At 43.0% G+C, this 21,754-nt stretch carries 20 protein-coding genes and 1 tRNA gene; 12 read left to right on the top strand and 9 right to left on the bottom strand.

Annotated features, from left to right (window positions below; all coding sequences use genetic code 11):
- Positions 1–213 precede the first annotated feature (213 nt).
- The 3 genes from gyrA to ACN222_RS04250 are packed head-to-tail and all read left to right on the top strand — an operon-like array spanning position 214 to position 4,761.
- The gene (gene gyrA, locus ACN222_RS04260) at positions 214–2,832 is read left to right on the top strand and encodes a DNA topoisomerase (ATP-hydrolyzing) subunit A (protein ID WP_010995034.1); all 2,619 of its coding nucleotides are present in this window, start codon (positions 214–216) and stop codon (positions 2,830–2,832) included.
- Positions 2,813–4,399, top strand: a complete 1,587-nt coding sequence (gene lnt, locus ACN222_RS04255; protein WP_010995033.1) for an apolipoprotein N-acyltransferase — start codon at positions 2,813–2,815, stop codon at positions 4,397–4,399. Before gyrA ends, lnt begins: the two co-directional genes overlap by 20 nt.
- A 26-nt stretch (positions 4,400–4,425) precedes the next feature.
- A complete protein-coding gene (locus ACN222_RS04250; protein ID WP_010995032.1) occupies positions 4,426–4,761 on the top strand; it encodes a DUF4870 domain-containing protein in 336 nt (111 codons plus the stop codon).
- Positions 4,762–4,812: 51 nt separating this feature from the next.
- Here ACN222_RS04250 and ACN222_RS04245 read toward each other — a convergent pair whose 3' ends face one another.
- The 3 genes from ACN222_RS04245 to ACN222_RS04235 all read right to left on the bottom strand — a co-directional run bounded on the left by ACN222_RS04245 (position 4,813) and on the right by ACN222_RS04235 (position 6,096).
- Positions 4,813–5,202, bottom strand: a complete 390-nt coding sequence (locus ACN222_RS04245; protein WP_010995031.1) for an alr0857 family protein — start codon at positions 5,200–5,202, stop codon at positions 4,813–4,815.
- A 16-nt stretch (positions 5,203–5,218) separates the two neighbouring features.
- Positions 5,219–5,764, bottom strand: coding sequence for an HNH endonuclease (locus ACN222_RS04240; protein WP_010995030.1), 546 nt, complete (start codon positions 5,762–5,764; stop codon positions 5,219–5,221).
- 80 nt (positions 5,765–5,844) lie between these two features.
- Complete coding sequence (locus ACN222_RS04235) at positions 5,845–6,096, bottom strand: hypothetical protein (protein ID WP_010995029.1); 252 nt, start codon at positions 6,094–6,096, stop codon at positions 5,845–5,847.
- 69 nt (positions 6,097–6,165) lie between these two features.
- On the opposite strand from ACN222_RS04235, the gene ACN222_RS04230 reads away from it, so the two are divergent.
- The 3 genes from ACN222_RS04230 to ACN222_RS04220 all read left to right on the top strand — a co-directional run bounded on the left by ACN222_RS04230 (position 6,166) and on the right by ACN222_RS04220 (position 9,792).
- Positions 6,166–6,501: a hypothetical protein gene (locus ACN222_RS04230; protein ID WP_010995028.1), complete on the top strand. Its 336-nt coding sequence runs from the start codon at positions 6,166–6,168 to the stop codon at positions 6,499–6,501.
- 689 nt (positions 6,502–7,190) lie between these two features.
- Positions 7,191–9,215, top strand: a complete 2,025-nt coding sequence (locus ACN222_RS04225) for a GAF domain-containing sensor histidine kinase (RefSeq protein WP_010995027.1) — start codon at positions 7,191–7,193, stop codon at positions 9,213–9,215.
- Positions 9,184–9,792: an SRPBCC family protein gene (locus tag ACN222_RS04220; RefSeq protein WP_010995026.1), complete on the top strand. Its 609-nt coding sequence runs from the start codon at positions 9,184–9,186 to the stop codon at positions 9,790–9,792. Before ACN222_RS04225 ends, ACN222_RS04220 begins: the two co-directional genes overlap by 32 nt.
- A 91-nt stretch (positions 9,793–9,883) precedes the next feature.
- Here the strand turns inward: ACN222_RS04220 and ACN222_RS04215 are convergent.
- Positions 9,884–9,956, bottom strand: a tRNA-Glu gene (locus ACN222_RS04215).
- A 148-nt stretch (positions 9,957–10,104) separates the two neighbouring features.
- Positions 10,105–10,950 (bottom strand): alpha/beta hydrolase, encoded by an 846-nt coding sequence (locus ACN222_RS04210; protein WP_010995025.1) that lies wholly within the window; start codon positions 10,948–10,950, stop codon positions 10,105–10,107.
- Between the two features lie 216 nt (positions 10,951–11,166).
- On the opposite strand from ACN222_RS04210, the gene ACN222_RS04205 reads away from it, so the two are divergent.
- The gene (locus ACN222_RS04205; protein ID WP_010995024.1) at positions 11,167–12,111 is read left to right on the top strand and encodes a lysophospholipid acyltransferase family protein; all 945 of its coding nucleotides are present in this window, start codon (positions 11,167–11,169) and stop codon (positions 12,109–12,111) included.
- 126 nt (positions 12,112–12,237) lie between these two features.
- Here ACN222_RS04205 and ACN222_RS04200 read toward each other — a convergent pair whose 3' ends face one another.
- Complete coding sequence (locus ACN222_RS04200) at positions 12,238–13,773, bottom strand: hypothetical protein (protein WP_010995023.1); 1,536 nt, start codon at positions 13,771–13,773, stop codon at positions 12,238–12,240.
- Positions 13,774–14,041: 268 nt separating this feature from the next.
- On the opposite strand from ACN222_RS04200, the gene ACN222_RS04195 reads away from it, so the two are divergent.
- Complete coding sequence (locus tag ACN222_RS04195) at positions 14,042–17,185, top strand: alpha-mannosidase (RefSeq protein ID WP_010995022.1); 3,144 nt, start codon at positions 14,042–14,044, stop codon at positions 17,183–17,185.
- Between the two features lie 87 nt (positions 17,186–17,272).
- Here ACN222_RS04195 and psbN read toward each other — a convergent pair whose 3' ends face one another.
- A complete protein-coding gene (gene psbN, locus ACN222_RS04190; protein ID WP_010995021.1) occupies positions 17,273–17,404 on the bottom strand; it encodes a photosystem II reaction center protein PsbN in 132 nt (43 codons plus the stop codon).
- 85 nt (positions 17,405–17,489) lie between these two features.
- Between psbN and psbH the strand changes: the two genes are divergently transcribed.
- The 3 genes from psbH (at position 17,490) to pth (ending at position 19,071) form a co-directional block, all read left to right on the top strand.
- Entirely contained in the window at positions 17,490–17,678 is a 189-nt protein-coding gene (gene psbH / locus ACN222_RS04185) for a photosystem II reaction center phosphoprotein PsbH (protein WP_010995020.1), read from the top strand.
- Positions 17,679–18,120: 442 nt separating this feature from the next.
- On the top strand, positions 18,121–18,393 hold the full coding sequence (locus ACN222_RS04180; RefSeq protein ID WP_010995019.1) for a TatA/E family twin arginine-targeting protein translocase: 273 nt from the start codon (positions 18,121–18,123) through the stop codon (positions 18,391–18,393).
- Positions 18,394–18,429: 36 nt separating this feature from the next.
- Positions 18,430–19,071 (top strand): aminoacyl-tRNA hydrolase, encoded by a 642-nt coding sequence (gene pth, locus ACN222_RS04175; RefSeq protein ID WP_044520743.1) that lies wholly within the window; start codon positions 18,430–18,432, stop codon positions 19,069–19,071.
- Between the two features lie 244 nt (positions 19,072–19,315).
- Here the strand turns inward: pth and rpsU are convergent, their stop codons facing one another.
- On the bottom strand, positions 19,316–19,492 hold the full coding sequence (rpsU, locus tag ACN222_RS04170; protein ID WP_010995017.1) for a 30S ribosomal protein S21: 177 nt from the start codon (positions 19,490–19,492) through the stop codon (positions 19,316–19,318).
- 431 nt (positions 19,493–19,923) lie between these two features.
- Between rpsU and ACN222_RS04165 the strand changes: the two genes are divergently transcribed.
- Positions 19,924–20,142 (top strand): hypothetical protein, encoded by a 219-nt coding sequence (locus ACN222_RS04165; protein ID WP_044520741.1) that lies wholly within the window; start codon positions 19,924–19,926, stop codon positions 20,140–20,142.
- A 58-nt stretch (positions 20,143–20,200) separates the two neighbouring features.
- Here the strand turns inward: ACN222_RS04165 and ACN222_RS04160 are convergent, their stop codons facing one another.
- On the bottom strand, positions 20,201–21,754 hold the full coding sequence (locus ACN222_RS04160; RefSeq protein WP_419756890.1) for an AAA family ATPase: 1,554 nt from the start codon (positions 21,752–21,754) through the stop codon (positions 20,201–20,203).

The raw sequence follows: 21,754 nt of genomic DNA, 5'->3' as shown, positions 1-21,754 counted from the left end.
TTCGTTTTTTATTGAAAATTAAACAATAGTAACTAACTCAGTTTAAACAAGATATATAGCGAGATCCTATAGATAACCTATCTCGGCAGACACAGGGAATATTGTGTTAGAATTGTATCAAAATATGGCAACTATTCAAAAGAAATTTTGCATAACTTGGCGCTATGTCAAGCGCTAAGGCTAAAATCTAAGTTTTTTGGAGTTATTTAAGTTATGACAACCTCACAGGAGAGGATTATCCCGACGGATCTGCGGAACGAAATGTCCCGGTCTTATCTGGAATACGCCATGAGTGTGATAGTGGGTAGGGCGCTACCAGATGCCAGGGATGGTCTAAAACCTGTGCATCGTCGCATCCTCTACGCCATGCACGAATTGGGTTTAACCCACGATCGCCCTTTTAAGAAATGCGCCCGTGTGGTCGGGGAAGTGTTGGGTAAATATCACCCCCACGGCGACACAGCAGTATATGATGCCTTGGTGCGGATGGCGCAGGATTTTTCCATGCGATCGCCCTTAGTCAACGGACATGGTAACTTCGGTTCTGTAGATAACGATCCCCCGGCGGCAATGCGTTATACAGAATGTCGCCTACAAGCCCTAACCAGTTCCGCCCTCCTCCAAGACATCGAATCAGAAACAGTAGATTTTGCTGATAACTTCGATGGTTCCCAACAAGAACCCACAGTTTTGCCATCTCGTATTCCCCAGTTACTACTAAATGGTTCTTCGGGGATCGCAGTGGGGATGGCGACCAATATTCCTCCTCATAACTTAGGAGAATTAATTGATGGGGTGGTAGCAGTGATTCACAATCCAGAAATCACTGACCTGCAATTAATGCAATACATCCACGGGCCAGACTTTCCTACGGGGGCGCAAATTCTGGGGGTGGGAGCGATTAAAGAAGCCTACACCACAGGGCGCGGTTCCATCACCATGCGTGGTGTGGCCAATATCGAAACCATTGAACACAGGGGAAGACCAGACCGAGAAGCAATCATCATTACTGAGTTGCCATATCAAACCAACAAAGCCGCACTAATTGAGAAAATAGCGGAGTTGGTGAACGACAAACGGATTGAAGGCATTGCAGATATCCGAGATGAAAGCGATCGCGACGGAATGCGAATTGTCATCGAACTCAAGCGTGATGCCTATCCCCGCGTAGTCCTTAATAACCTTTATAAGCAAACGCCTCTACAAGCCAACTTCGGGGCCAATATGCTGGCCTTGGTGAATGGTGAACCCCAAATTCTCAACCTCAAACAATTCTTAAACGTCTTCCTCGATTTCCGCATCGAATCCATTACCAGACGCACCCGCTACGAACTGCGAAAAGCGGAAGAACGGGATCATCTTTTACAAGGGTTATTAATTGCCCTATCTCATTTAGATGCAATTATTAACTTGATTCGTGGTGCTTCCGATACACCCACAGCTAAAGGGGAGTTAATCACCACCTATATGCTTTCGGAAGTCCAAGCCGACGCAATTTTACAGATGCAGTTGCGCCGTTTGACTGCCTTAGAAGCCGACAAAATCCGCCTAGAACACGAAGATTTACAAACCCAAATTGCCGATTTACAAGATATTTTGGCACGGCGGGAACGGATACTGGAAATCATCGAAACCGAAATCACCCAAATCAAAACCAGCTTTGCCACACCTAGACGTACCGTAATTACCCACGCCGAGGGTGAAATAGATGAGCGTGACCTCATCGCCAACGAAAAAGCAATTATCCTCCTGACACAACAAGGTTACATCAAACGGATGCCAGTCAACACCTTTGAAGCACAAAGCCGTGCTACCAGAGGTAAAGCCGCCGCTAAGGTAAAAGATGATGACACCATTGAGCATTTCTTGACTTGTTGTGACCATGACAGCGTGCTATTTTTTAGCGATCGCGGTGTCGTCTATTGCCTCAAAGCCTATCAAATACCCTTGGGTTCCCGCACCAGTAGGGGTACGCCCATTGTCCAATTATTACCCATTCCCAAAGAAGAAAAAATCACCTCCATTGTCCCTGTGGATGAGTTTACCAGTGAAGAATATCTGGTCATGCTCACCAAAGGCGGCAACATCAAGAAAACCGAATTGGCAGCATTTAGTAATATCCGCGCCAATGGGTTGATTGCTATTTCCTTAGAAGAAGGCGACCAACTGCGATGGGTACGCCGCGCTAGAGTTGAGGACAGCATTATTGTTGGCTCTCGTTTAGGTATGGCAATTCACTTTAGATGTACCCACGAACAACTCCGTCCTCTAGGTAGGGCAACCCGTGGAGTGAAATCCATGAAACTGAAAAAAGGCGATGAACTGGTAGGGATGGATATTCTACCGGCAGCAATTCTCGATACGTTAAACACTGAAGAACCAGACATCGACGATATCGAAACAGAAGACATCGAAACCGCCGTAGAAACAACAGAAGTCTTAGAAACTTTAGAAAACCTAGAAGCTGTAGAAGTATCTAGCACTGCCAGTGTCGGGCCTTGGGTGTTAGTCATCACAATGGGAGGCTATGGCAAGCGCGTACCAGTCAGCCAATTCCGCCTGCAAAATCGTGCTGGACAAGGTTTAATGGCGACTAAATTCAAAAATCGCAAAACCAAAGACAAATTAGCCACCCTTGGTATTGTCAACAGCGATAACGAAATCATGATGGTGACAAATCGCGGGATCATTATACGCCAAGCTGTCAACGCAATTTCCATTCAATCGCGATCGGCAACAGGTGTTAGAGTCCAACGCCTAGATGAAGATGACGCAATTACTGGAGTAGCTATAGTTCCCCCCGACACTGGTGATGAGGAAGAAGCTGAGTAAACAGCAGGGAGAGAGACTTATTTCCCTGCTCCCTCCCCTAATTACCCTAACTAGTGGCATATTCATGGGGCTAACGGTAGCCCCTTTTGCTGCATGGTTTCTAGCTTGGATTGCCCTAGCCCCTCTATGGATATTCGTAGTTTCTAGTAAAAGAAAAAACTATCCCCCCTCATCTCTTCTCCTCCTGGGATTGACCTGGGGTATCGGCTATCACGGTGTAGCCCTCTTTTGGATTACCGGTATTCATCCTATGGATTGGTTGGGTGTTCCCTGGTGGCCGAGTTTGGCAATCACCATATTTTGCTGGTCATTTATTAGCTTCTATGGTGGTTTATTTGGCGCTATTTGGGCAGCTTGCTTAACTCATATTTCTGAACAAAAATCCTGGCTGCGTATCCTTATTGGTACAGCTATGTGGTGTGTTTTAGAAAGCCTATGGAGTGCCGGGCCTTTGTGGTGGAGTTCCCTAGCTTATACCCAATCACCCCATAACCTGGCAATTCTGCACTTGGGGCAAATCTCCGGGCCGAATCTCGTCACAGCAGCAATTGTCAGCGTCAATGGTATAGTTGCTGAGGCGTGGCTCAATCGCAAACAGGGCTTGCTAGGTAGATATTTAGCAATAGCCACCGGATTATTAATTACCCTACATCTAATTGGTTTCGGCTTATATACCGCCCCTATTGCCAAATCATCAGACACAGCATTAAAGGTAGGAATTGTTCAGGGGAATATTCCCAATAAAATTAAGTTGCTTCCCCAGGGATTGAGCCGTGCCATTACAGGCTACACCGATGGATATTTAACTCTAGTAAACCAAGGTGTAGAAGCAGTTCTCACTCCAGAAGGCGCATTACCATTTTTCCAACGAAATCTGCCCACAACACCCCTAGTTTCAGCCGTGCGGGAAAAAGGTGTAGTTGCTTGGATAGGTGCTTTTGGCGATCGCGGGCGCAGTTATACTAATAGTCTATTTACCGTCAACAGCCAAGGCGAAATTACCAGCCGCTACGATAAATCCAAGTTAGTACCTTTAGGTGAATATATTCCCTTTGAGGGCATTATTGGCGGTTTGGTACAACGTTTGTCACCCCTGGATGAACACCAAGTTCATGGTTCACCCAACCAAATTTTTGATACTCCATTCGGTCGGGCGATCGTCGGTATTTGTTATGAGTCAGCCTTCCCGGAAGTATTTCGTAGTCAAGCGGCGGCGGGTGGACAATTTATCCTCAGTTCTTCCAACGATGCCCATTACAGTGCTGCTATGCCATTCCAGCATCATGCACAAGATATCATGAGGGCGATTGAAACAGATAGATGGTCAGCACGGGCAACAAATACAGGATATTCAGCTTTTGTTGATCCCCACGGTAGAACCTTGTGGATATCTGGATACAACACCTACGAAACTCATGCAGAAACTATCTATCGTCGCCAGACACAAAATTTATACGTGCGCTGGGGTGATTGGTTCACACCTTTATTAGTAGGGTTAAGTTTTTTAGGCTGGAGTCTAAATATCTTCTGGCGGAATGATGCCAACGCTAATTCTAAACTAAGATGATGAAGACAATTTAGAGGGGTGATGCTATGGAAAGCTTCGAGCAACGCAAATTGTTATCTGCTCTGAGTCACGGAGCAATATTTTTTAGTTCTACGATAGTCTCTATTGGTATACCCATTGCAATTTTATTGCTCAATGAAGACCCTGTGGTGAAAGAAAATGCCAAGGAATCTCTGAATTTCCACATTAACCTTTACATATACGGCATTATATTTGGATTACTAATTTTTATCGGCATTGGCATTGTATTGCTTATAGGTTTATGGGCAGTCAGTATCATCATGCCCATCATTGCCATTATTAAGGTTGTCAATACGCCAAATGTACCTTATCGCTATCCATTTATGTTTCGTTTAGTGTAATAAATGCTGAGTTATTAGTGGATGTTACTCATAACTCAGAACTAACCTTTCTTATTCGCTCATCACAGAAGCACAGGCTTGAGCTGCGTGCCAGAGTTTATGTAGAAAAAATTCGGTGCGATCGCTCATGTGAGTCACAAACACGCCATCAGCATCTTCAGAACCATCTGACAACCAAGAACCCCGCAAAGTTATTTCCAGATACTCAGGATCACAAGTCACCAAGTCAATGATTTCACTGTCAGCCCTTATGGCTTCTGCTTTTAGCGCTTCAATTCCCGGTAAATCTACAGGTAACAAAAAGGAAGCGGTGCTGGGTTGGACGCACAAGTTTTGACCTAGCCGGAGTGTAAAAATTACTCGTTGCGCTACCCATTCCTCCAAAGACAATGTGAAACATTCCAAATAAAAGCTGTTCTCTGTGTAAGTTAATTTCAGCATTCCTTCTGCTCTCCTGTTACTCCAGGTTTGCCTGCATATCTATCCAAAACTGTGTGGCGCTATCACGCCAAGCGTCGCTGACTGCAAAAGCTACTGCCGGGTGGACTGGTGGTTTTGGCTTAGTACGCAACTGCATACCAACTTCTGCCGGTGTTCGGTCTCCCTTACGCGAGTTACATCTTTCACAAGCCGCAACCACGTTATCCCAAGTGTGAGAACCACCTCTAGACCGGGGAATCACATGATCTAAGGTGAGATGCTTCCTGCTACCGCAATATTGACAACTGTGATGATCTCGCCGCAAAATTTCTCGCCGATTCACAGGCGGAACTTTCCATGTCCTCTCAACAGAGGTGATTTTTAAGCGGATATGTTTTGGTACATCAATTATCAAACTAGGTGAATGGACTCGCCACCCATTTTCTGTATAACCAACTAATGGTTCAGCTTTGTTTGTTAATAACAGGACGATCGCCCGTTTGATATTGACCCGACACAGTGGCAAGTAATTTTGCGAAAATACCACCACAGATTGCTCTAACACTGGTATTGTGATAGCCACAGCTTCACTCCTTAATAAAAAACCCCCGCTTCTGGTTTGGGTGAAGCGGGGGTGAGAAATAGACCGTCAGATTTTTGGTCTTATTTTGGTACAGCATATCTCTGTCTGTACCTCCCGCTTCTGGTATCTAGTTGTGGTTTGCTATTCAGCCCATTAATGCTGACATCAATAATAAAGTCATAATTTCCCTTTGTGATTTGCGCGCCATCACGGCTACCATCGCCCATAAATGAATACTCCACTCCCACAACGCCAAATTCCCAACTAAATGGGGATTTGGTCGCAGTTAAGGAAGTGGAAATGGGGTAAATGGATTTCACAGAAAATTTCACCTATTGAACATTTCTTTAAACATACTACACTTGTATTACTATCCTGTCCATACTTTAAGGAGAAAAATCATGCACACAATCGCTCGCACCCCAACCACCGATATGGAAGTTACCAGCATCCGTTTAGAGCGAGAACTGAAAGAGAAACTCAAAGAAATAGCTGGAAATCAAGGATATCAAGCACTTATCCGCGATATCCTCTGGAACTATGTGCAGCAAAAATCGGGCGAGTGGAAACCGCGATTTTCACGAGCCGATATTCGCGCCAGTATAGCCGCCACAGCTCAACAAGAAGAACGTTGTGTACTCACAGGTCAACTCATCCAAGCCCAACAGCCCATGTTATTAGGATTAACCAGAAACGGCGATATGGTTCCGCTCAGTGTCGAGAGTTTAGTCGGCTAGTTTTACATTTGTCCGAATACAGCCTAGTTGCCCTGATAAGTAACTAGGCTGTATTCGCTATTAGGTTATGGGTTAGTATGCTTTACTCACTACTCAGCGCTGATCTTGACATACTCACACTATTAATGTAATAAGTAAAAAACTATAGAATATTATAGAGGGAAATCAAAAAACCATAAATTTTTCTCATATGATACTTGATTTAGTTCTCAAAAATTTTTCTATAACCTGAATATCAGAGCATTCCCCAATTCTTCAGAGCCATCAACAATAAAACGACACTGGTTAAAATTTTCCTAAACATCTTCATTTGTGATTTGAGTCACAACAGTACTAATGCGGTTAATCACAATGAAGTTATGGTTGCCAATCTAGAGAAATTACGGTTTATGTATAGTAATAAACAAGGTATCCTGAGTCCAAGTTATTATTTGGACTGGCAACACGAAACCAAATAGTAGCTTGATCAGGCATTTAGTCATCTTAGACGGCTGTCACAATACTGTATAAATTAGTTTATTTTACTGATAACTTGATCATCTGCAATAGAAAGGGGCTATAACAGATGAGAGAAATTTTTCATCAAACATTTCCCATCCATCAGGTGCAGCAACACAACTCAAGGTGAATAATATGCCAAACAGTTTGGTGCATAAACAATGGGGTAAAAATCTCAGAGCATATTAGGAATGAAAAAGCGTTTATTATTGCCGCCACAGTACCCCGATGGACCAGAGCGACTACAACCCTACCCAGTCAAACTGATGCAACATCAGGAAGAAACAGCCCAGGAGTTGGCACACAAGATCAATCACATCGTTGCCAGTCGTCCAGCAACAGCAGCAATGCTGCAAGAGATAGCCCACTTGGTGGGGACTGCCACAAATGTAGATTGTTGCTGCTTGGTGACAGTTACCAATGAGGAATCCACGGAAACAACAACAGCTAACTGGTGTTCTGATGAATTTCTAGGAGTACCTCTGTCTAATGAGATGTTCTCTACAGAACGTTTCTTGATGGAATTACCGGTTTTGCAATGTGCAGTAGAACCACGCAATATTGATGAGATTTCCATCATCCGCAATAGTTTGGTGGTGGGATGTCAACATTTGCCATTACCAATCAAAGCCGTGTTGGCAATTTCTACCCGCTTTGGTGGCAAAACTAATGGGGTAATTAGTCTGATTAAATTCCAATCTCATGATTGGGATGATTCAGCAAAAAACATTTTGAAGACGATAGAAGCATCTTGTGCGATCGCTTTTTCTCAATTAACCCAAGCACAGTTGATTTCCTCTCAGCAGCAACACCTACAAAAGAGTAATCAACATCAGAGCTTAATTAAACAATTAACTATACTAAGTCGTAGCAATTTGGAGTTAAATCAAATGCTCCAACTGGCCATAGCATCTACTGCCGAATGTTTACAAGCAGATCGAGGTTTGCTGATTCTACTGAAATATACAGATCCACTATTTAGAACTCCCATTAAAAAACAAATTCCTCAAGCTAAAGCTGATGTTGTTGGTGAATGGCGCAAGGAAAATGCCAATCAAACAGATTCCTTTTCTGGATCTTTCTCTTTGGCTGATTGCGGGTTATGTCAAAGGGTGTTCCAAGATGCGGGTAAGCCAGTCATCATTAATGATTACTCGGAAATACAGGATACCTATACCGTTGCTCCTTTATTTGCCATTACAGAACTGCCAGCAGTCCTATTAATGCCATTAGAGAACCAAGGCAAAATATTAGGATTTTTAGTCTTACAGCAGGGTGTGGCGCGTAACTGGCAACAGTCTGAGTTAAATTTGGTGGAAATGGTTTGCGCTCAAGTGAGCAATGCCATTATTCAATCAAAAACACTGCGGCAAGTCCAGACTTTAGTAGATGAGCGCACGGCAAAGCTCCAAAGTAGCTTGGAACTGCAAGCAAAACTTCATGAGAGAACGCGGCAATATGTGGAGCAGTTGCGGGAACTGAACCAGCTCAAAGACGAATTTATGAGCAACATCAGCGATCGCCTGCGCTACCCGTTGACGAATATGATGATGTCAATCAAAAATCTGCGTCTCCCAGGAATCCCCGCAGAGCGTCAGGTGAAATACTTAGAGATTCTAGAGAACGAATGCGCTAAGGAAATCAACTTAATTAATGACTTGCTGACTCTCCAGAAATTAGAGTCTGAGCAAGAACCACCAAGGGTGGAAAATATCAATTTAAACGCCAAAATTCAAGACTTAAGGGATTCTTTAGCCAGCAAAATGGCAGGTAAAGGATTGAGTATAGATTTAGACATACCGGATGAACCGTTAAAACTCCAAACCGAATTGGAAAGTTTTGATCGCATCCTGCATGAGCTACTAAATAATGCCTATACATACTCGGAGCGTGACACTATCGTTCACCTGCACGCCAGTCATCAAGTTGATCAGCTTGTTGATCAAGTTATGATTAAAGTGACTAACACAGGACGTGGCATCTCCGAACAAGAGGCTACCTATATATTTGATAGGTTCCGTCGCGGTAGAGGAGGTCGCTGGACTCCAGGGACTGGCTTGGGACTCGCTTTAGTTAAGTCCTTAGTACAGCATTTAAACGGGGCGATCGCAGTTGAGAGCAACCCTATTCCCGGTTCTCAACTCAGCGAAATTTGTTTTACCCTAACTTTGCCCCAGTTTTCTGATGAAAGCACACCATATTCTGAAAGTGACTAAACAATACAACCCTACAGAAGACTTGGAATTTAACCCCGATTTAGATGGCGAATTGGTTGCAGGTGCAGACAACCTACCATCTGTAGAAATCCAAGTTGAGAAAATCGCTGATCGACAACGGCAAATTACGGCTAGAGTCCAAATTCCCCAACCAGTGGAACAAGTTTGGCAGGTACTCACAAATTATGAAGCCTTAGCTGACTTCATTCCCAACCTCGCTAAAAGTTCCCTACTTGAGCATCCCAATGGTGGTATTCGACTTGAACAAGTAGGCTCTCAACGCTTACTCAATTTCAAATTTTGCGCCCGTGTGGTTCTAGATTTGGAAGAATACTTCCCCAAGGAAATAAATTTCCAAATGGTTGAGGGAGATTTTAAAGGCTTTTCAGGTAATTGGTGTTTACAGCCTTATGCTCTCGGTAATGTAATTGGTACTGATCTGTGCTACACAATCCAAGTTTGGCCTAAGTTGACTATGCCAATCACTATTATTGAGCGTCGTCTGAGTCAGGATCTTAGGTCTAACCTGCTGGCAATTTACCAAAGGGTAGAGTGTTTAGCTAACCAGAGTCTCTAGGTGCAAATCTAAATCCCTTCAAGGTTATTCCTGAAGGGATTTAAGTTAGTATAGGTCTTTAAACTTATAAAGTTTAAATTTAATTTTTTAGTACCCCCAGGGGAATTCGAATCCCCGTTACCTCCGTGAAAGGGAGGTGTCCTAGGCCTCTAGACGATGGGGGCATCAACCTCAGACCTTTTATAAATTAACGGATTTTTCAGGTGATGTCAATAGGTCGGGAAAAAAATTTTCGGGCTTGGGACAGAAGAAGGGAATTCTCACTAAGAAATATCCAATCGCCTTGGGAAGCAGGGGAAGCAGGGGAAGCATTTATGGCAAATGATTTTCTAGCCAATTTTCTATGTCAGCTAGGACTTGTTGGTAGTTGAGGTCTGCTTGTAGGTCATGATAGGCTTCCGGGTATTCGATACGAAACTTATCTGAACAACCTACGTTTTTGTAAAAAATTTCTCCGCCTTCAGGTGAGGCGATGCGATCGCTGCTACCGTGAAGAATCAGCAAGGGGATTTGCCAGTCAGGTGCATGAGCATGAATCCAGGCGACGGTGGTAAAGTATTCTGTGGCTAAACGGGCGCTACCAAGATTATGGCGTAGGGTGTCTTGAGCATAAGCGGCTACAACTTTCTCGTCTCGTGAACCTGCACTCAGGTCAAGTCCAGTAGTTAAGGAGAAGCGCGGCCATATTTGCGAAAGCAATTTACCTACAAGTAAGCGGAATTTCGACACGCCGACTTTGCCTATGGCTGGTGCTAAGGCGATCGCACCTTGCAATTTTGCGGCTTCTTTGGGACAGCGTAAAATATAGTCGCAGACAACTACTGCACCTAAACTATGCCCTAATAAGAAAATCGGGGATTGTGGCTGCTGGGTCTGAATTAGCTCTAAGAAAGCACTTAAATCTCCCCGAAAATCAGCCCAGGCGTTGATGTGACCACGCTGTCCAGGCGATCGCCCATGACCGCGTAAATCTAAGCCATAAACGGCATAATCTTTGGCTGTTAGATGGTTGACGATATTACTATATTTATCACTGTGTCCTCCCAGTCCATGCACAATCACCAAGATGGCTTTTGCTTTAACTTCTGGATACCAATTCTGATAATAAAGCTCAAGTCCATCGACACTTTTAAATACGCCTTCGTTATGGTAGACCATGAATTAATTAAAAATACCCTACGGGAAGCTAAAGCTACAAAATTCGTCTTGGAAAGTTGGGCGGGACGGAAACCGACACCGCCCACTTTCCGCAAACTTCAAAATTAAGAAATACAAGCTAAACAAACATTTTCTTTACTAGCTCTATACAATTTAAATAATTATTAGCTGTTCAAACGTTTTTTTCACAAATCTGCTCAGTCAGGCTTAAATGAAGTGAAATCCAACGACCAGCCAGAAATTAGTACGCGAACAGAAGTCTTACCATCCTTAACGACCGCAACTATTAAGCGGGTGCGGGAAGGTGTGGCGGCAGCAAGCGATCGCGCGGTGCGTGAGATAATTGCTAAAACTCTGGTTGGATTGGAAGCTAGGCATCAAGGGCAGATGGAACCGAGAGTTAATGCGGGGATACGTCGTTTTGTCTTGCGATCGCTCATTCATGCTATCTTTCGGGTACGCGTCGAAAACTCGGAAAAAATCCCCCAAACATCGGCAATTATCGCAGCTAACCATCTCCACCATCTCGACCCTCTGGTGCTGCTAGCGGAAATACCCACCCAACCCCACTATTACATTGTGGGCGATGCTCGTACCCTCTATAACAAATGGTGGAAGCGTTTTATCTTGGGTTTTGCTGGAGGGGTGATTCCCTTAGCCCGGATATGGAAAGAAGAAATCGCTGTTATTCAAGCCGCTAAGGCGGGAAGACAAGACCTCATAGAGTTAGCCCAAATCATTGAAGAAACTGTACCCACTGGGGGAGATATACCTACACTGCGACAGATAGACCGCATTGTTTTAGGGATTTTAGCCCAAGGGGACGGGATGATTCTTTTTCCCGAAGGACGACTGGGAAATGTGGAGGGTCAGTTACATTTACCTCTGAAACGAGGGACGGTGATTTACGCCTTAAGGGCTGGTGTACCCATAGTACCAATAGCTTTAATCGGCACTCATGACCTGTATTGGCGCAAACAATTAACTGTTCGCATTGGTGAACCGTTGTATTTCGTCCAAACTAACAGACCAAACCGCCAAGAAGTAGATGTAGCGTTAGAGAAGTTGCAGGAAGCAATGCAGGATGTGTTACCTACAGATTATCAGGAACCAACAGGCTTCAAACTACTGCAACATTTTCTTAACCATATGCTGTGGTGAAAGAATACATCTTGTGCGGTTAAATTTGTGGGGGTTAGTAATCGCTCATTAGTAATAGCTAATAGTAGAAATTAACGACCCATTACCAATTACCAAAAAATCATAAATTCACTAAGTAATTAAGTTTCACTTACCCCGCAACAAACCTTGCAAAAAGTAAAAAATATTTGTCAATATTTGTTCTATCCAGAGAATAGCACGGTCTAACCATTCCAGAATATATTCCAAGAGGTGCTTTTCATAGCCTAGTACGGTCGCTGTCGTTTCTATCCAATCTGGTTGGGCTTCTGCTTGGTTTTCGGTATAAGGTTGCTGTTGGGCAAGATAAGCTGGGATTTGTTTTGTAGAGGAAATTTTTCTAGATGTATGTTTTTTCTTTGGTGACACACTAGAGGTTGATTTTTGTTGTGGTGTAGGTTGTTTTTTCTGCCCAGATAAACCAGCCGATTTATGCGGAGGAAGACTGGATTTGATTCTTGATGATTGCATAATCTTTGCTGTAAGATTTTCAACATCATCATACAAATCAGCCCACTCTAGCCAAGGGTCGTTTGTGAAATATTCATGTGGTGACTGATAACTATCAGGTAATTTTTGCTCAAAAAAACTAGACTTTAGTACTTTATATTTAGGTACACCAAAGAAGTAATTCAGGGCTGCTTCAATTAAAGCCGAAACATTTTGTTTTTGGGTAACTCCACTCTCGGAATTAGCTACTATTTCTTTTCTAGAGTTTAGCTGTTCTTGGCCATAAAGAAAAATATTGACTTGAGTTTGGGCAACTCGCATTATTTCTAGACTGCGTTGTTGTGTCGGTACAATCGCAGTTTGTTCTAGTTTAGCGATCGCTGCATCTAGTAGAGCTACTATTTTACCTGTGTTGAGGACATTTTTAGTGATTCCCTCGGTGATAACAGGCGTTTTGCTCATATTTTCGCCTGTCAACTTTGCTAATATCCGATTAATTTCTGGTAGTAAATGGGCTTGCTGTTGCGCTTCAGTTAATTGCCAAGAATGCCAATATTCAGCTACTTCGCTGAGAATTCTGTCTGTTAATTTTGCTTGTTGTTGCGGTGTCAAAATATCTAGAATCTGGTTCTCAGTGCTGACTAGTACCAACTGACGATTAACTACATCTGAGGCTACTCCTCTAACCATTGGTAGATGGCGTTGGAGTGGGTTTTCTGGAAGGGAGGGGTTAACAGTTGCTAACTTTGCGTCTGAAATAGTTAAAGAGTGTGAAAGTTTAGGCTTATTTGGGCGATGGGTGAGAAATTTCCCTTGCAATAACTCCAGAATATTGGCAAATCTGGATGTGGTGGAAGCCGTGATATCGGTTTCTTCTGGTGATAAATATTGGACAGACTCTAATACGCGCTGAATAGGTCTATCGGTCGCTAGGGGAGTTGGGGAAAATAAGTCAGTATCATGAGGCTGTAACCTTTTCCGCAATTCTGGTTCTTTGGTGTATAAACTTTTCACCGATGAATCAGATGATTGCAAAAACATCAACACAGGATAAAGTAGTGCTGACACACCCGACTTAGTAGCAACTTGTAAATTCCGCAAGGTACTTCCCCAATTTTCCGTCAACCGCCGAGATTGCTGGTTGACAAAGTTAAATAATCTGCTTTGATAACGACCAGAAGAACCAGATGACATGGTAGTAACTAATTAGTGTGAGCCTTGTTGATTTTTGAGACTCCCGCCCAACAATATAAATGTATTCAAAATTTAGAATACAGGATTCAGCATAGACATAAATAAGCGCCAGAGATGGAAAAGCCAAAAATTCTCAGCTTTACTTTTCTCGTCAAGGATAAAGTAGAAAAATCTAGCCTGCCAACAGTTTTACACAACTTTATTCCCAATTCTGACTTCTGACTACTATCTCAATAATTCTTGTAAGTGCTTTGATTTTAGCGAATATATGACCCCTACCGGATCTCAATCTCAGACAAATTTAATCTCAGACACAATTGAACAATTACGCAGTTGTTGTCAAGTTAATGTTCAATCTACTTGGTTATACCAGGACTCGACCAGGGAAATTAATGGCGTTGCTACATCTAGTGTATCCAATTGGCAATCTGTAGAGTTAGACACCAAGGGTAACATTGCTTGGAGTGGTGGACAGCAAGTACTTTGGCTAGAACAGAAATTCGTAGTTCCCCAAAATTTACATGATTATCCTTTAGCGGGGTTATCTTTGCGGCTGTCCCTGCTTTGGTGGGCGGACTCTGCCAAAATCTACGTGAATGGGGAATTAGTGCTAGAGGGAGATTTATTTGATTGTTCACCCAGGGTTTTACTCAGTCGGGAAGTATCACCAGGGCAAGAATTTGTAGTGGCTTTGCGGCTAGCAAGTCCCGGACATTGTGATGGTGCTTTAGTGCGATCGCTCCTTGTCTACGAGTCCACAGATTATAATTATCCTGACCCAGGTTTTATTGCCGATGAGTTAGCGATATTACAACTGTATTTAGAAAAGTCCGCACCAGAAAAGTTAAATATCCTCACAGCAGCAATCCCAGAAATTAATCCCTCCAATCCAGAATCTCTAATTACCATCCGCCAAAATCTGATAAATCATCTCTCTATCAGCGACCCAAAATTTAAAATCTATTTATTAGGTCACGCCCACTTAGATTTAGCATGGCTATGGCCAGTCAGTGAAACTTGGAATGCAGCCCAAAACACTTTTGCATCAGTCCTCAAACTACAACAGGATTTTCCAGAGTTAATCTTTTGTCATTCCACCCCAGCCCTGTATGCTTGGATTGAAGAACATCGCCCAGATTTATTTACAGCAATTCAACAAGCTGTAGCTGCAAAAACATGGGAAATTATCGGCGGTTTTTGGGTAGAACCTGACCTCAATTTAATCGCTGGGGAGTCCATAGTCCGTCAGTTACTATACGGTCAACGCTACTTTCAAGAAAAATTCGACAAACTCACGACTGTAGTTTGGGTTCCCGACACCTTTGGTTTTTGTGCAACCCTACCGCAATTTTTGGCGAATGCAGGTATTGAGTATTTCGTCACCCAAAAATTACGATGGAACGACACTACTAAATTTGATTATGGCGCTTTTTGGTGGCGATCGCCTGACGGTAGTCAAGTATTCAGTGTTATGTCTGCACCCATAGGCGAAGGTATTGACCCCATCAAAATGGCAGCCTATTCTCTAGAATGGCAAACCCAAACCAACTTAACTGAATCCCTCTGGCTTCCTGGTGTCGGCGACCACGGCGGCGGCCCCACCCGTGATATGTTAGAAACCGCCCAACGCTGGCAAACCTCACCATTTTTCCCAGACTTAGAATTTATCACCGCCGAAAAGTATCTCCAGCAAATTCAGTCAACAGTCAACAGTCAACAATCAATAGTTCCCACATGGAACGACGAACTATACTTAGAATTCCATCGTGGCTGCTACACTACCCACGCAGACCAAAAACGCTGGAATCGGCATTCAGAAAATTTACTATACCAAGCAGAACTATTTGCTACCTTGGCAACTTTTATCTGTGGCGTGACATATCCCAAAACAGCGATAGAAACGGCTTGGAAACAAGTATTATTTAACCAATTCCACGATATTTTACCTGGTTCTTCCATTACCCAAGTATATATAGATGCCTTACACGAATGGCAGCAAGTAGAACAAACAGGAACCAGGATATTAAAGGAATCATTACAGGCGATTGCTTCTCACTTTACCTTACCAGAGCCACCAAAAGCCGATAGTTTCCCCATTTTCGTTTTCAATTCTCTCAACTGGCAACGCTCTGAGGTAGTATCAGTTACCTTACCCCCGCCACCAACTAACCAACAATGGCAAGTCTACGATACGACTGGCGAACAAATAATTTCCCAATTAACTGAACCATCAACCTTACTATTTCTCGCCAAGGATATTCCATCTGTAGGCTATCGCCTCTTTTGGCTTTCCCCTACATCGCCCCCATCGCCCACATCACCCACATCCCTAGACTATGTTCTCGAAAATGAACACCTGCGCGTTATCGTAGATCCTGATACTGGAGATTTATCAAGCATCTATGACAAAACTCATCAACGAGAAATATTGTCTGGTGCGGGTAATCAACTACAGGCTTTTAAAGACAGTGGTCAATATTGGGACGCTTGGAACATCGACCCCAGTTATAGTCAGCATCCCCTACCAGCAACCAACCTCAAATCTATCCAGTGGTTAGAACAAGGCGCTGTACAGAATCGCCTCCGCGTAGTGCGTCAATTAGGCGAGTCGGAATTTTGCCAGGATTATATCTTGCAAGTCGGTTCACCCCAATTAAAAATAGCTTCTAGAGTCAATTGGCGAGAAAAGCAGGTTTTAGTAAAAGCAGCGTTTCCTCTCAACCTGACAGCCGACTTTGCCACCTACGAAATTCCCTGCGGTGCAATTCGTCGCCCGACTCAACCCCAAAACCCACAAGATAAAGCAAAATGGGAAGTCCCAGCTTTACGTTGGGCTGATTTAACCGCAGACACAGACAAGGGTATTTACGGTGTTAGTTTACTGAATGATTGTAAATATGGTTACGATAGCCAACCCCAGCTATTAAGGCTAACCTTACTTCGTAGCCCTACCTGGCCTGACCCAGAAGCTGACACAGGCATACACGAATTTACTTATACTGTGTATCCTCACGCTGATAGCTGGGAATCAGCCCACACAGTACAAAAGGGATATGAATTAAACATCCCCCTGCAAGTAATATTAAACCCGGTTCCCAACTCCCAACTCTTAACCTCTCACTACCCGCCCAACATGAGAGACAGAGTAAGTTTTGTAAATTTACCAGCCGAAAATTTAGTCTTAATGGCTATAAAACCATCGGAAGACGACCAGCAACAATTAATTCTGCGCTTTTATGAATCTCATGGTGTGACTACAGAGTTATCTTTGCAGAGCGATTTAAACTTAACTTTGGGTACTCCAGTAGATTTACTGGAACGCCCCACTAGCCAATTCTCATTTCAGCAACAAATCTCCACAATTGAACCTTGGAAAATTGCGACTTTTAAAATTTTAGAAGTCAAAGGCTAGAGCTTGGGTACGAGAAAGGAAACGAGAGATTTGAGGAGGGAGCGTTACTATTCCCTCATTCCTCACTCCCAATTTCTCACACACTGTTTAGTCTTCATGATCTTCAAAAGGGTCGGATAATTCTCTGCTAGGAGGGCCAAAAGCAGTATAAATCCCATACCCAGTCACAGCGACGAGAGCAGCACCGACAGAAATGATAAGAACTATTGCGGGTTCCATAAGTGAGTTATAGATGATGAATGTTATTCTTATAGAATATTACAGAAGATTAAAAAAAGCTTTGGCAACTAATCTTAGGTGAACTATGGCACAACGCACTAGGTTGGGAGATATCCTGCGACCTTTAAATTCTGAGTATGGTAAAGTGGCTCCAGGCTGGGGAACTACCCCTGTAATGGGTGTTTTTATGGCCCTGTTTCTTGTGTTTCTGCTAATTATTCTGCAACTCTACAACAAATCAATCTTGATTCAAGATGTCAGAGTTGGCTGGTAGCTATCAACACACAATAACCAAGCTAACTAATTAGTTAGTCTACACCCGGCCTGTCCGGGTTTTTTTGTAGTTAGGACTTACTCACCCAGATTTTCTGTTGAGACTGGGTTTAGGGGTATAAGGGTGTAAGGGTGTGAGGGTGTAAAACATTTATTTTGAATTTTGAATTGTTAATTTTTGGTGTTCCCTTGGTCGTGAGTCCTAAAATCCATTTTTTTCTCGTACTTAAACGTTGACAATAATCACCGATTGAATTACTTCTCTTGTCTAATTTCTATTTGTGGTTGGTATACCGGAAACGTTACTCTTGAATAAGAATAATGATAACTTTTTGAATATAGTCTCTAAAAAAGGGTGGTCAGGAGTAGGGTGAAAAATTCTACCTAGTCCCCCATACCCAATCACCAGTCCCCAAGCCCAAACACTTAACAGGAGAACCCGCGTGAATATATTTGGTATTGGTTTACCGGAAATGGGTCTAATTATGGTAGTAGCGCTACTCATCTTTGGCCCAAAAAAATTACCAGAAATTGGCCGGAGTATGGGAAAAGCAATTCGCGGTTTTCAAGAAGCTTCTAATGAGTTTCAGAGCGAGTTCAAGCGCGAAGCTGAACAATTGGAACAGGCTGTAAAGACGACTGCTGAACTTGAACCCAAGCAAATCGAATCGGTGAAATCTGAGCAAGATAGTGCTGGTTCTTCCCCCGCTATTTGAGGAAGTGCAGCAAGCGGTTGATTGTAAACAAGATAGATGACAGAACCTGTAACGCAACCTGCTTTGGTGATTCCCCAGCTAATTGTTGGGTTGGGGAACCCAGAGCCTAAATATGACCAAACTCGCCACAATATCGGCTTTGCAGCTGTGGATGCTCTTGCTCGTGCTTGGAATATTTCCTTGGCTGAAAATCGCAAATTTCAGGGTCAATACGGTGAAGGTACTGCCCCTGGAGGTGTAAAAATTCGCTTGCTTAAGCCACTAACTTATATGAATCGCTCAGGACAGGCGATACAAGCAGTAACAAGCTGGTATAAATTGTCAGGTGAATCTGTGTTAGTGATTTATGATGATCTAGACTTGCCTTTGGGTAAGACTCGTCTGCGTTTGTCTGGGTCGGCTGGGGGACATAATGGCATGAAGAGTGCGATCGCTCATCTTAGCACGCAAAATTTCCCCCGCTTACGTATTGGTATAGGTAAGCCGAAAAATGCAGTGAATGGCGATAACTCAGAAACAGTTTCTCATGTGTTAGGAAAATTTTCCGCCACCGAGACTCAACTTATGTCCCTTGTCTTACAGTTCGTAGTTGAATGTGTAGAATTGAGCCTCAAACAAGGCGTAGAAAAGGCGATGAATCGCTGCAATAGTTGTACTGTCGAGGCTCCTAAATCTTAAAGCTCTCGCCAGTTTTTAGGTGTTGAACATTGGTTGGTGGTTAACGACGATGGCTTGTCCAATCCAACCAAAGTCACACCTTATATAAGACTTATTTATCAGTCAGATGATTTACTTACACCCCACATTGGGGTGCGGCACATCTCACTTTGTGATTGTCACAATAGTGGCAACTTACTGTTATTTGTTATTAGTCTATTTCCTCAAGCAACACCGCTTATCCAAACCAACAAAATAGGTTTATTTAAAAACGGCGCTTGCGTCTCGCTGCCACTGCTTTGCGTTTGCGTCTTTCTAACGGTGTTTCAAAATGCCGATGATACTTAACATCAGCTAATATACCAGCCTTAGAAACTTGACGTTTGAACCGACGTAGTGCTGAATCTATGCCTTCATGTTCTCCTAAAACCACTTGGGTCATGGGTTTTCCTCACTGATCAATAGTTTCCATTGTAATAGTAGCCTCAAACTAAGCCAAACTTATTGAGACGAAAAACAGAATAGTAATTTATTTAATTGAGTCTGGTTATGGGGAGTTGTTCAGCATAGGATAAGCTACTGTCTAAACCTCATGAATTTGATGATTGTGTTTCGGTTTCCACGTTAAGAATCAGATAACATAAAATTGTCAAAGCTCCTTGACCCGTTGCTTGTATAAAATTTAATCGGCATTACTCATAATGCTGGGTGTAGTCTCATATTACCTATTGGCCTCATAAGTTAATCCTGGGATTTTTGACTACTCCGATGTCCTATTTTCAGTCTCAAGAAAGTAGGTTCATGAGTCCCAGGATAGTGTGTACTTATCGTACAGACCCTTAAGCTGGTATGTATATATTTGGGGCAATAATCATGAATAAAGAAACTGTTCCGAGCCAAGCTGAAAAGAGCAATCCAGAAGGTGATTCCTCTCAATTAAGTCCAGAAGTGTTGGACATGATTAAACATCCGCCAAAAATGGATGACGTAATTCGACAACAATCAGCAGAGGAAAAAAGAGGAAACCAGGCTTTAGTTCCAGAAATGCTAGACGAACCCACCGATGAAATGACCGGTTTTTCAAAAGAGTAAACTAAAAGCGGCTCGTACTGTGTGGCTAGAGTCGCTGACCATTAACTAGCGCCGATACTTATTCTTCTTCTAGCAGATATTCGACAAATTTCTGTACTAAAGGCACTTGAAAAGCATTACCTTCTGGAGTCAAGATTTCCTTGCGGGCTAGTTTTTTGACTACCTTGCTGTCTTGTGGTGTGGGAGTTTCGCCATCAATGAGACGACGCAGTAAACTTTGATCTTTATTTTCTAAACTTGTCCATAATTCCCGAAAATACTGATCACCTCGTTCTAGGACGGTGGGGATGATATCTTGCACATCCGCGACTGTGGCTTTTGCCGTATTTGGTTGTCGTCTGTTTGCCCTAATATCACGATTTAGCAATTCTACCAACTCGTAACACACCAACTGCACCAAATAAGGCTGACAGCGAGTAATTTGGATAATCATATCTACTGCTTCTGGCTCATAGATGTTGGTAAAATCTTCTACTGGCTTGAGAATTAACTCACGGGCTTCGGACTCTTGCAGATAAGTCATGCGTAAGGCGCGAGTGTTAATTAAATAATCACTCCAGTAAGCATCAAGTTCAGATAATTGGTGAGAACCACTGAATAGCAAAATCCATTGTTTTTGGTGTTGCAGGAGGTGACGAATAAAGTTGAGTGGCGCACGGCTATTTGTGGCGTTAACTACTTCACTCAAGCGTTCAAACTCGTCTAAACATAAAAGAAATCGCTTACCCGAATTGCTGCGTTCTATTTCTCCTAACCAAGTTTGCAGCGCGGGAAATGGATCTTCCGCTAGTTTATAGGCATCTGGATTAGGCAAATTTATTGTTCGGGGTAAGCGTCGTGCAGTATCGATAATTTGTCGGGCTAGATTTTCAGCGAACCCCTTTAAAGTTGTGGCTGATGCGGTTCCTTGTAAATCTACCAGCAAAGGAATGATATCTGGGGCAATTCTGTAAGGTAGATATTTAAGTGCTGAAGTTTTGCCAGTTCTTCGCCCACCGTAAAGTAGCAATACTTGTGATTGGTCGGAAAGGGTCAAAGTTTCGATTTCTCGAAATATATCAATTCGCCCTTTAAAACGATACTTGGCTGTTTGCGGTTCTAGTGAATTACCGGCGATGTAAACTTGGCGGATTTCTTGTGATTGCTTTGCTGTTTCTTCTAAAATGCGCTGTGCTGTCTGTAAAATTCTTAGCCAGCGTTCGGCTATGCTGCCGAATTTAGTAGCTAATGAAGCATTTTTCCCAAAAGCCAGATTGTTTTTTAGTTCTTGTAAAGCATTTATAGGAGGATTGAGTAACTCATATCGGCGATAGGATGTAGTTGCTGCTTGGGATGCTCTTACACTTTGGCTAATGTCTAAAAATTGCGGTAGGACAAGGCCAAGTTCTTTTGGTGGTGGGGAGGGAATCCAGGTTAATTGATTAGCAATGTCTAAAATATCTTCTAACCGTTGACAGCCATTGAGAATATCGGCAGTAATACCAATAGTTGCCCGTACTGCAACTTTTTGTTGATTTGTAGAAGTCGTCAGGTAATCTATTGTCTCACGGGCAGATGAAGGATTTTCTCGATAAGCCTCGACAATCATCTGATCCAAGAAAGGTAGAGGCAA

It is taken from the genome of Anabaena sp. FACHB-595 (genome assembly GCF_048568275.1).
Classification (GTDB): Bacteria; Cyanobacteriota; Cyanobacteriia; order Cyanobacteriales; family Nostocaceae; genus Trichormus.
Note: the sequence above shows the minus strand (reverse complement) of the source record. Positions and strands in the feature narration are given on the sequence as shown.

Bases quoted from the DNA above. Each gene is read 5' to 3' on its own strand.
- gyrA (WP_010995034.1), top strand. From the start codon at position 214: ATGACAACCTCACAGGAGAGGATTATCCCGACGGATCTGCGGAACGAA.
- lnt (WP_010995033.1), top strand. From the start codon at position 2,813: ATGAGGAAGAAGCTGAGTAAACAGCAGGGAGAGAGACTTATTTCCCTG.
- ACN222_RS04250 (WP_010995032.1), top strand. From the start codon at position 4,426: ATGGAAAGCTTCGAGCAACGCAAATTGTTATCTGCTCTGAGTCACGGA.
- ACN222_RS04245 (WP_010995031.1), bottom strand. From the start codon at position 5,202: ATGCTGAAATTAACTTACACAGAGAACAGCTTTTATTTGGAATGTTTC.
- ACN222_RS04230 (WP_010995028.1), top strand. From the start codon at position 6,166: ATGCACACAATCGCTCGCACCCCAACCACCGATATGGAAGTTACCAGC.
- ACN222_RS04225 (WP_010995027.1), top strand. From the start codon at position 7,191: ATGAAAAAGCGTTTATTATTGCCGCCACAGTACCCCGATGGACCAGAG.
- ACN222_RS04220 (WP_010995026.1), top strand. From the start codon at position 9,184: ATGAAAGCACACCATATTCTGAAAGTGACTAAACAATACAACCCTACA.
- ACN222_RS04210 (WP_010995025.1), bottom strand. From the start codon at position 10,950: ATGGTCTACCATAACGAAGGCGTATTTAAAAGTGTCGATGGACTTGAG.
- ACN222_RS04200 (WP_010995023.1), bottom strand. From the start codon at position 13,773: ATGTCATCTGGTTCTTCTGGTCGTTATCAAAGCAGATTATTTAACTTT.
- ACN222_RS04195 (WP_010995022.1), top strand. From the start codon at position 14,042: ATGACCCCTACCGGATCTCAATCTCAGACAAATTTAATCTCAGACACA.
- psbN (WP_010995021.1), bottom strand. From the start codon at position 17,404: ATGGAACCCGCAATAGTTCTTATCATTTCTGTCGGTGCTGCTCTCGTC.
- psbH (WP_010995020.1), top strand. From the start codon at position 17,490: ATGGCACAACGCACTAGGTTGGGAGATATCCTGCGACCTTTAAATTCT.
- pth (WP_044520743.1), top strand. From the start codon at position 18,430: ATGACAGAACCTGTAACGCAACCTGCTTTGGTGATTCCCCAGCTAATT.
- rpsU (WP_010995017.1), bottom strand. From the start codon at position 19,492: ATGACCCAAGTGGTTTTAGGAGAACATGAAGGCATAGATTCAGCACTA.
- ACN222_RS04165 (WP_044520741.1), top strand. From the start codon at position 19,924: ATGAATAAAGAAACTGTTCCGAGCCAAGCTGAAAAGAGCAATCCAGAA.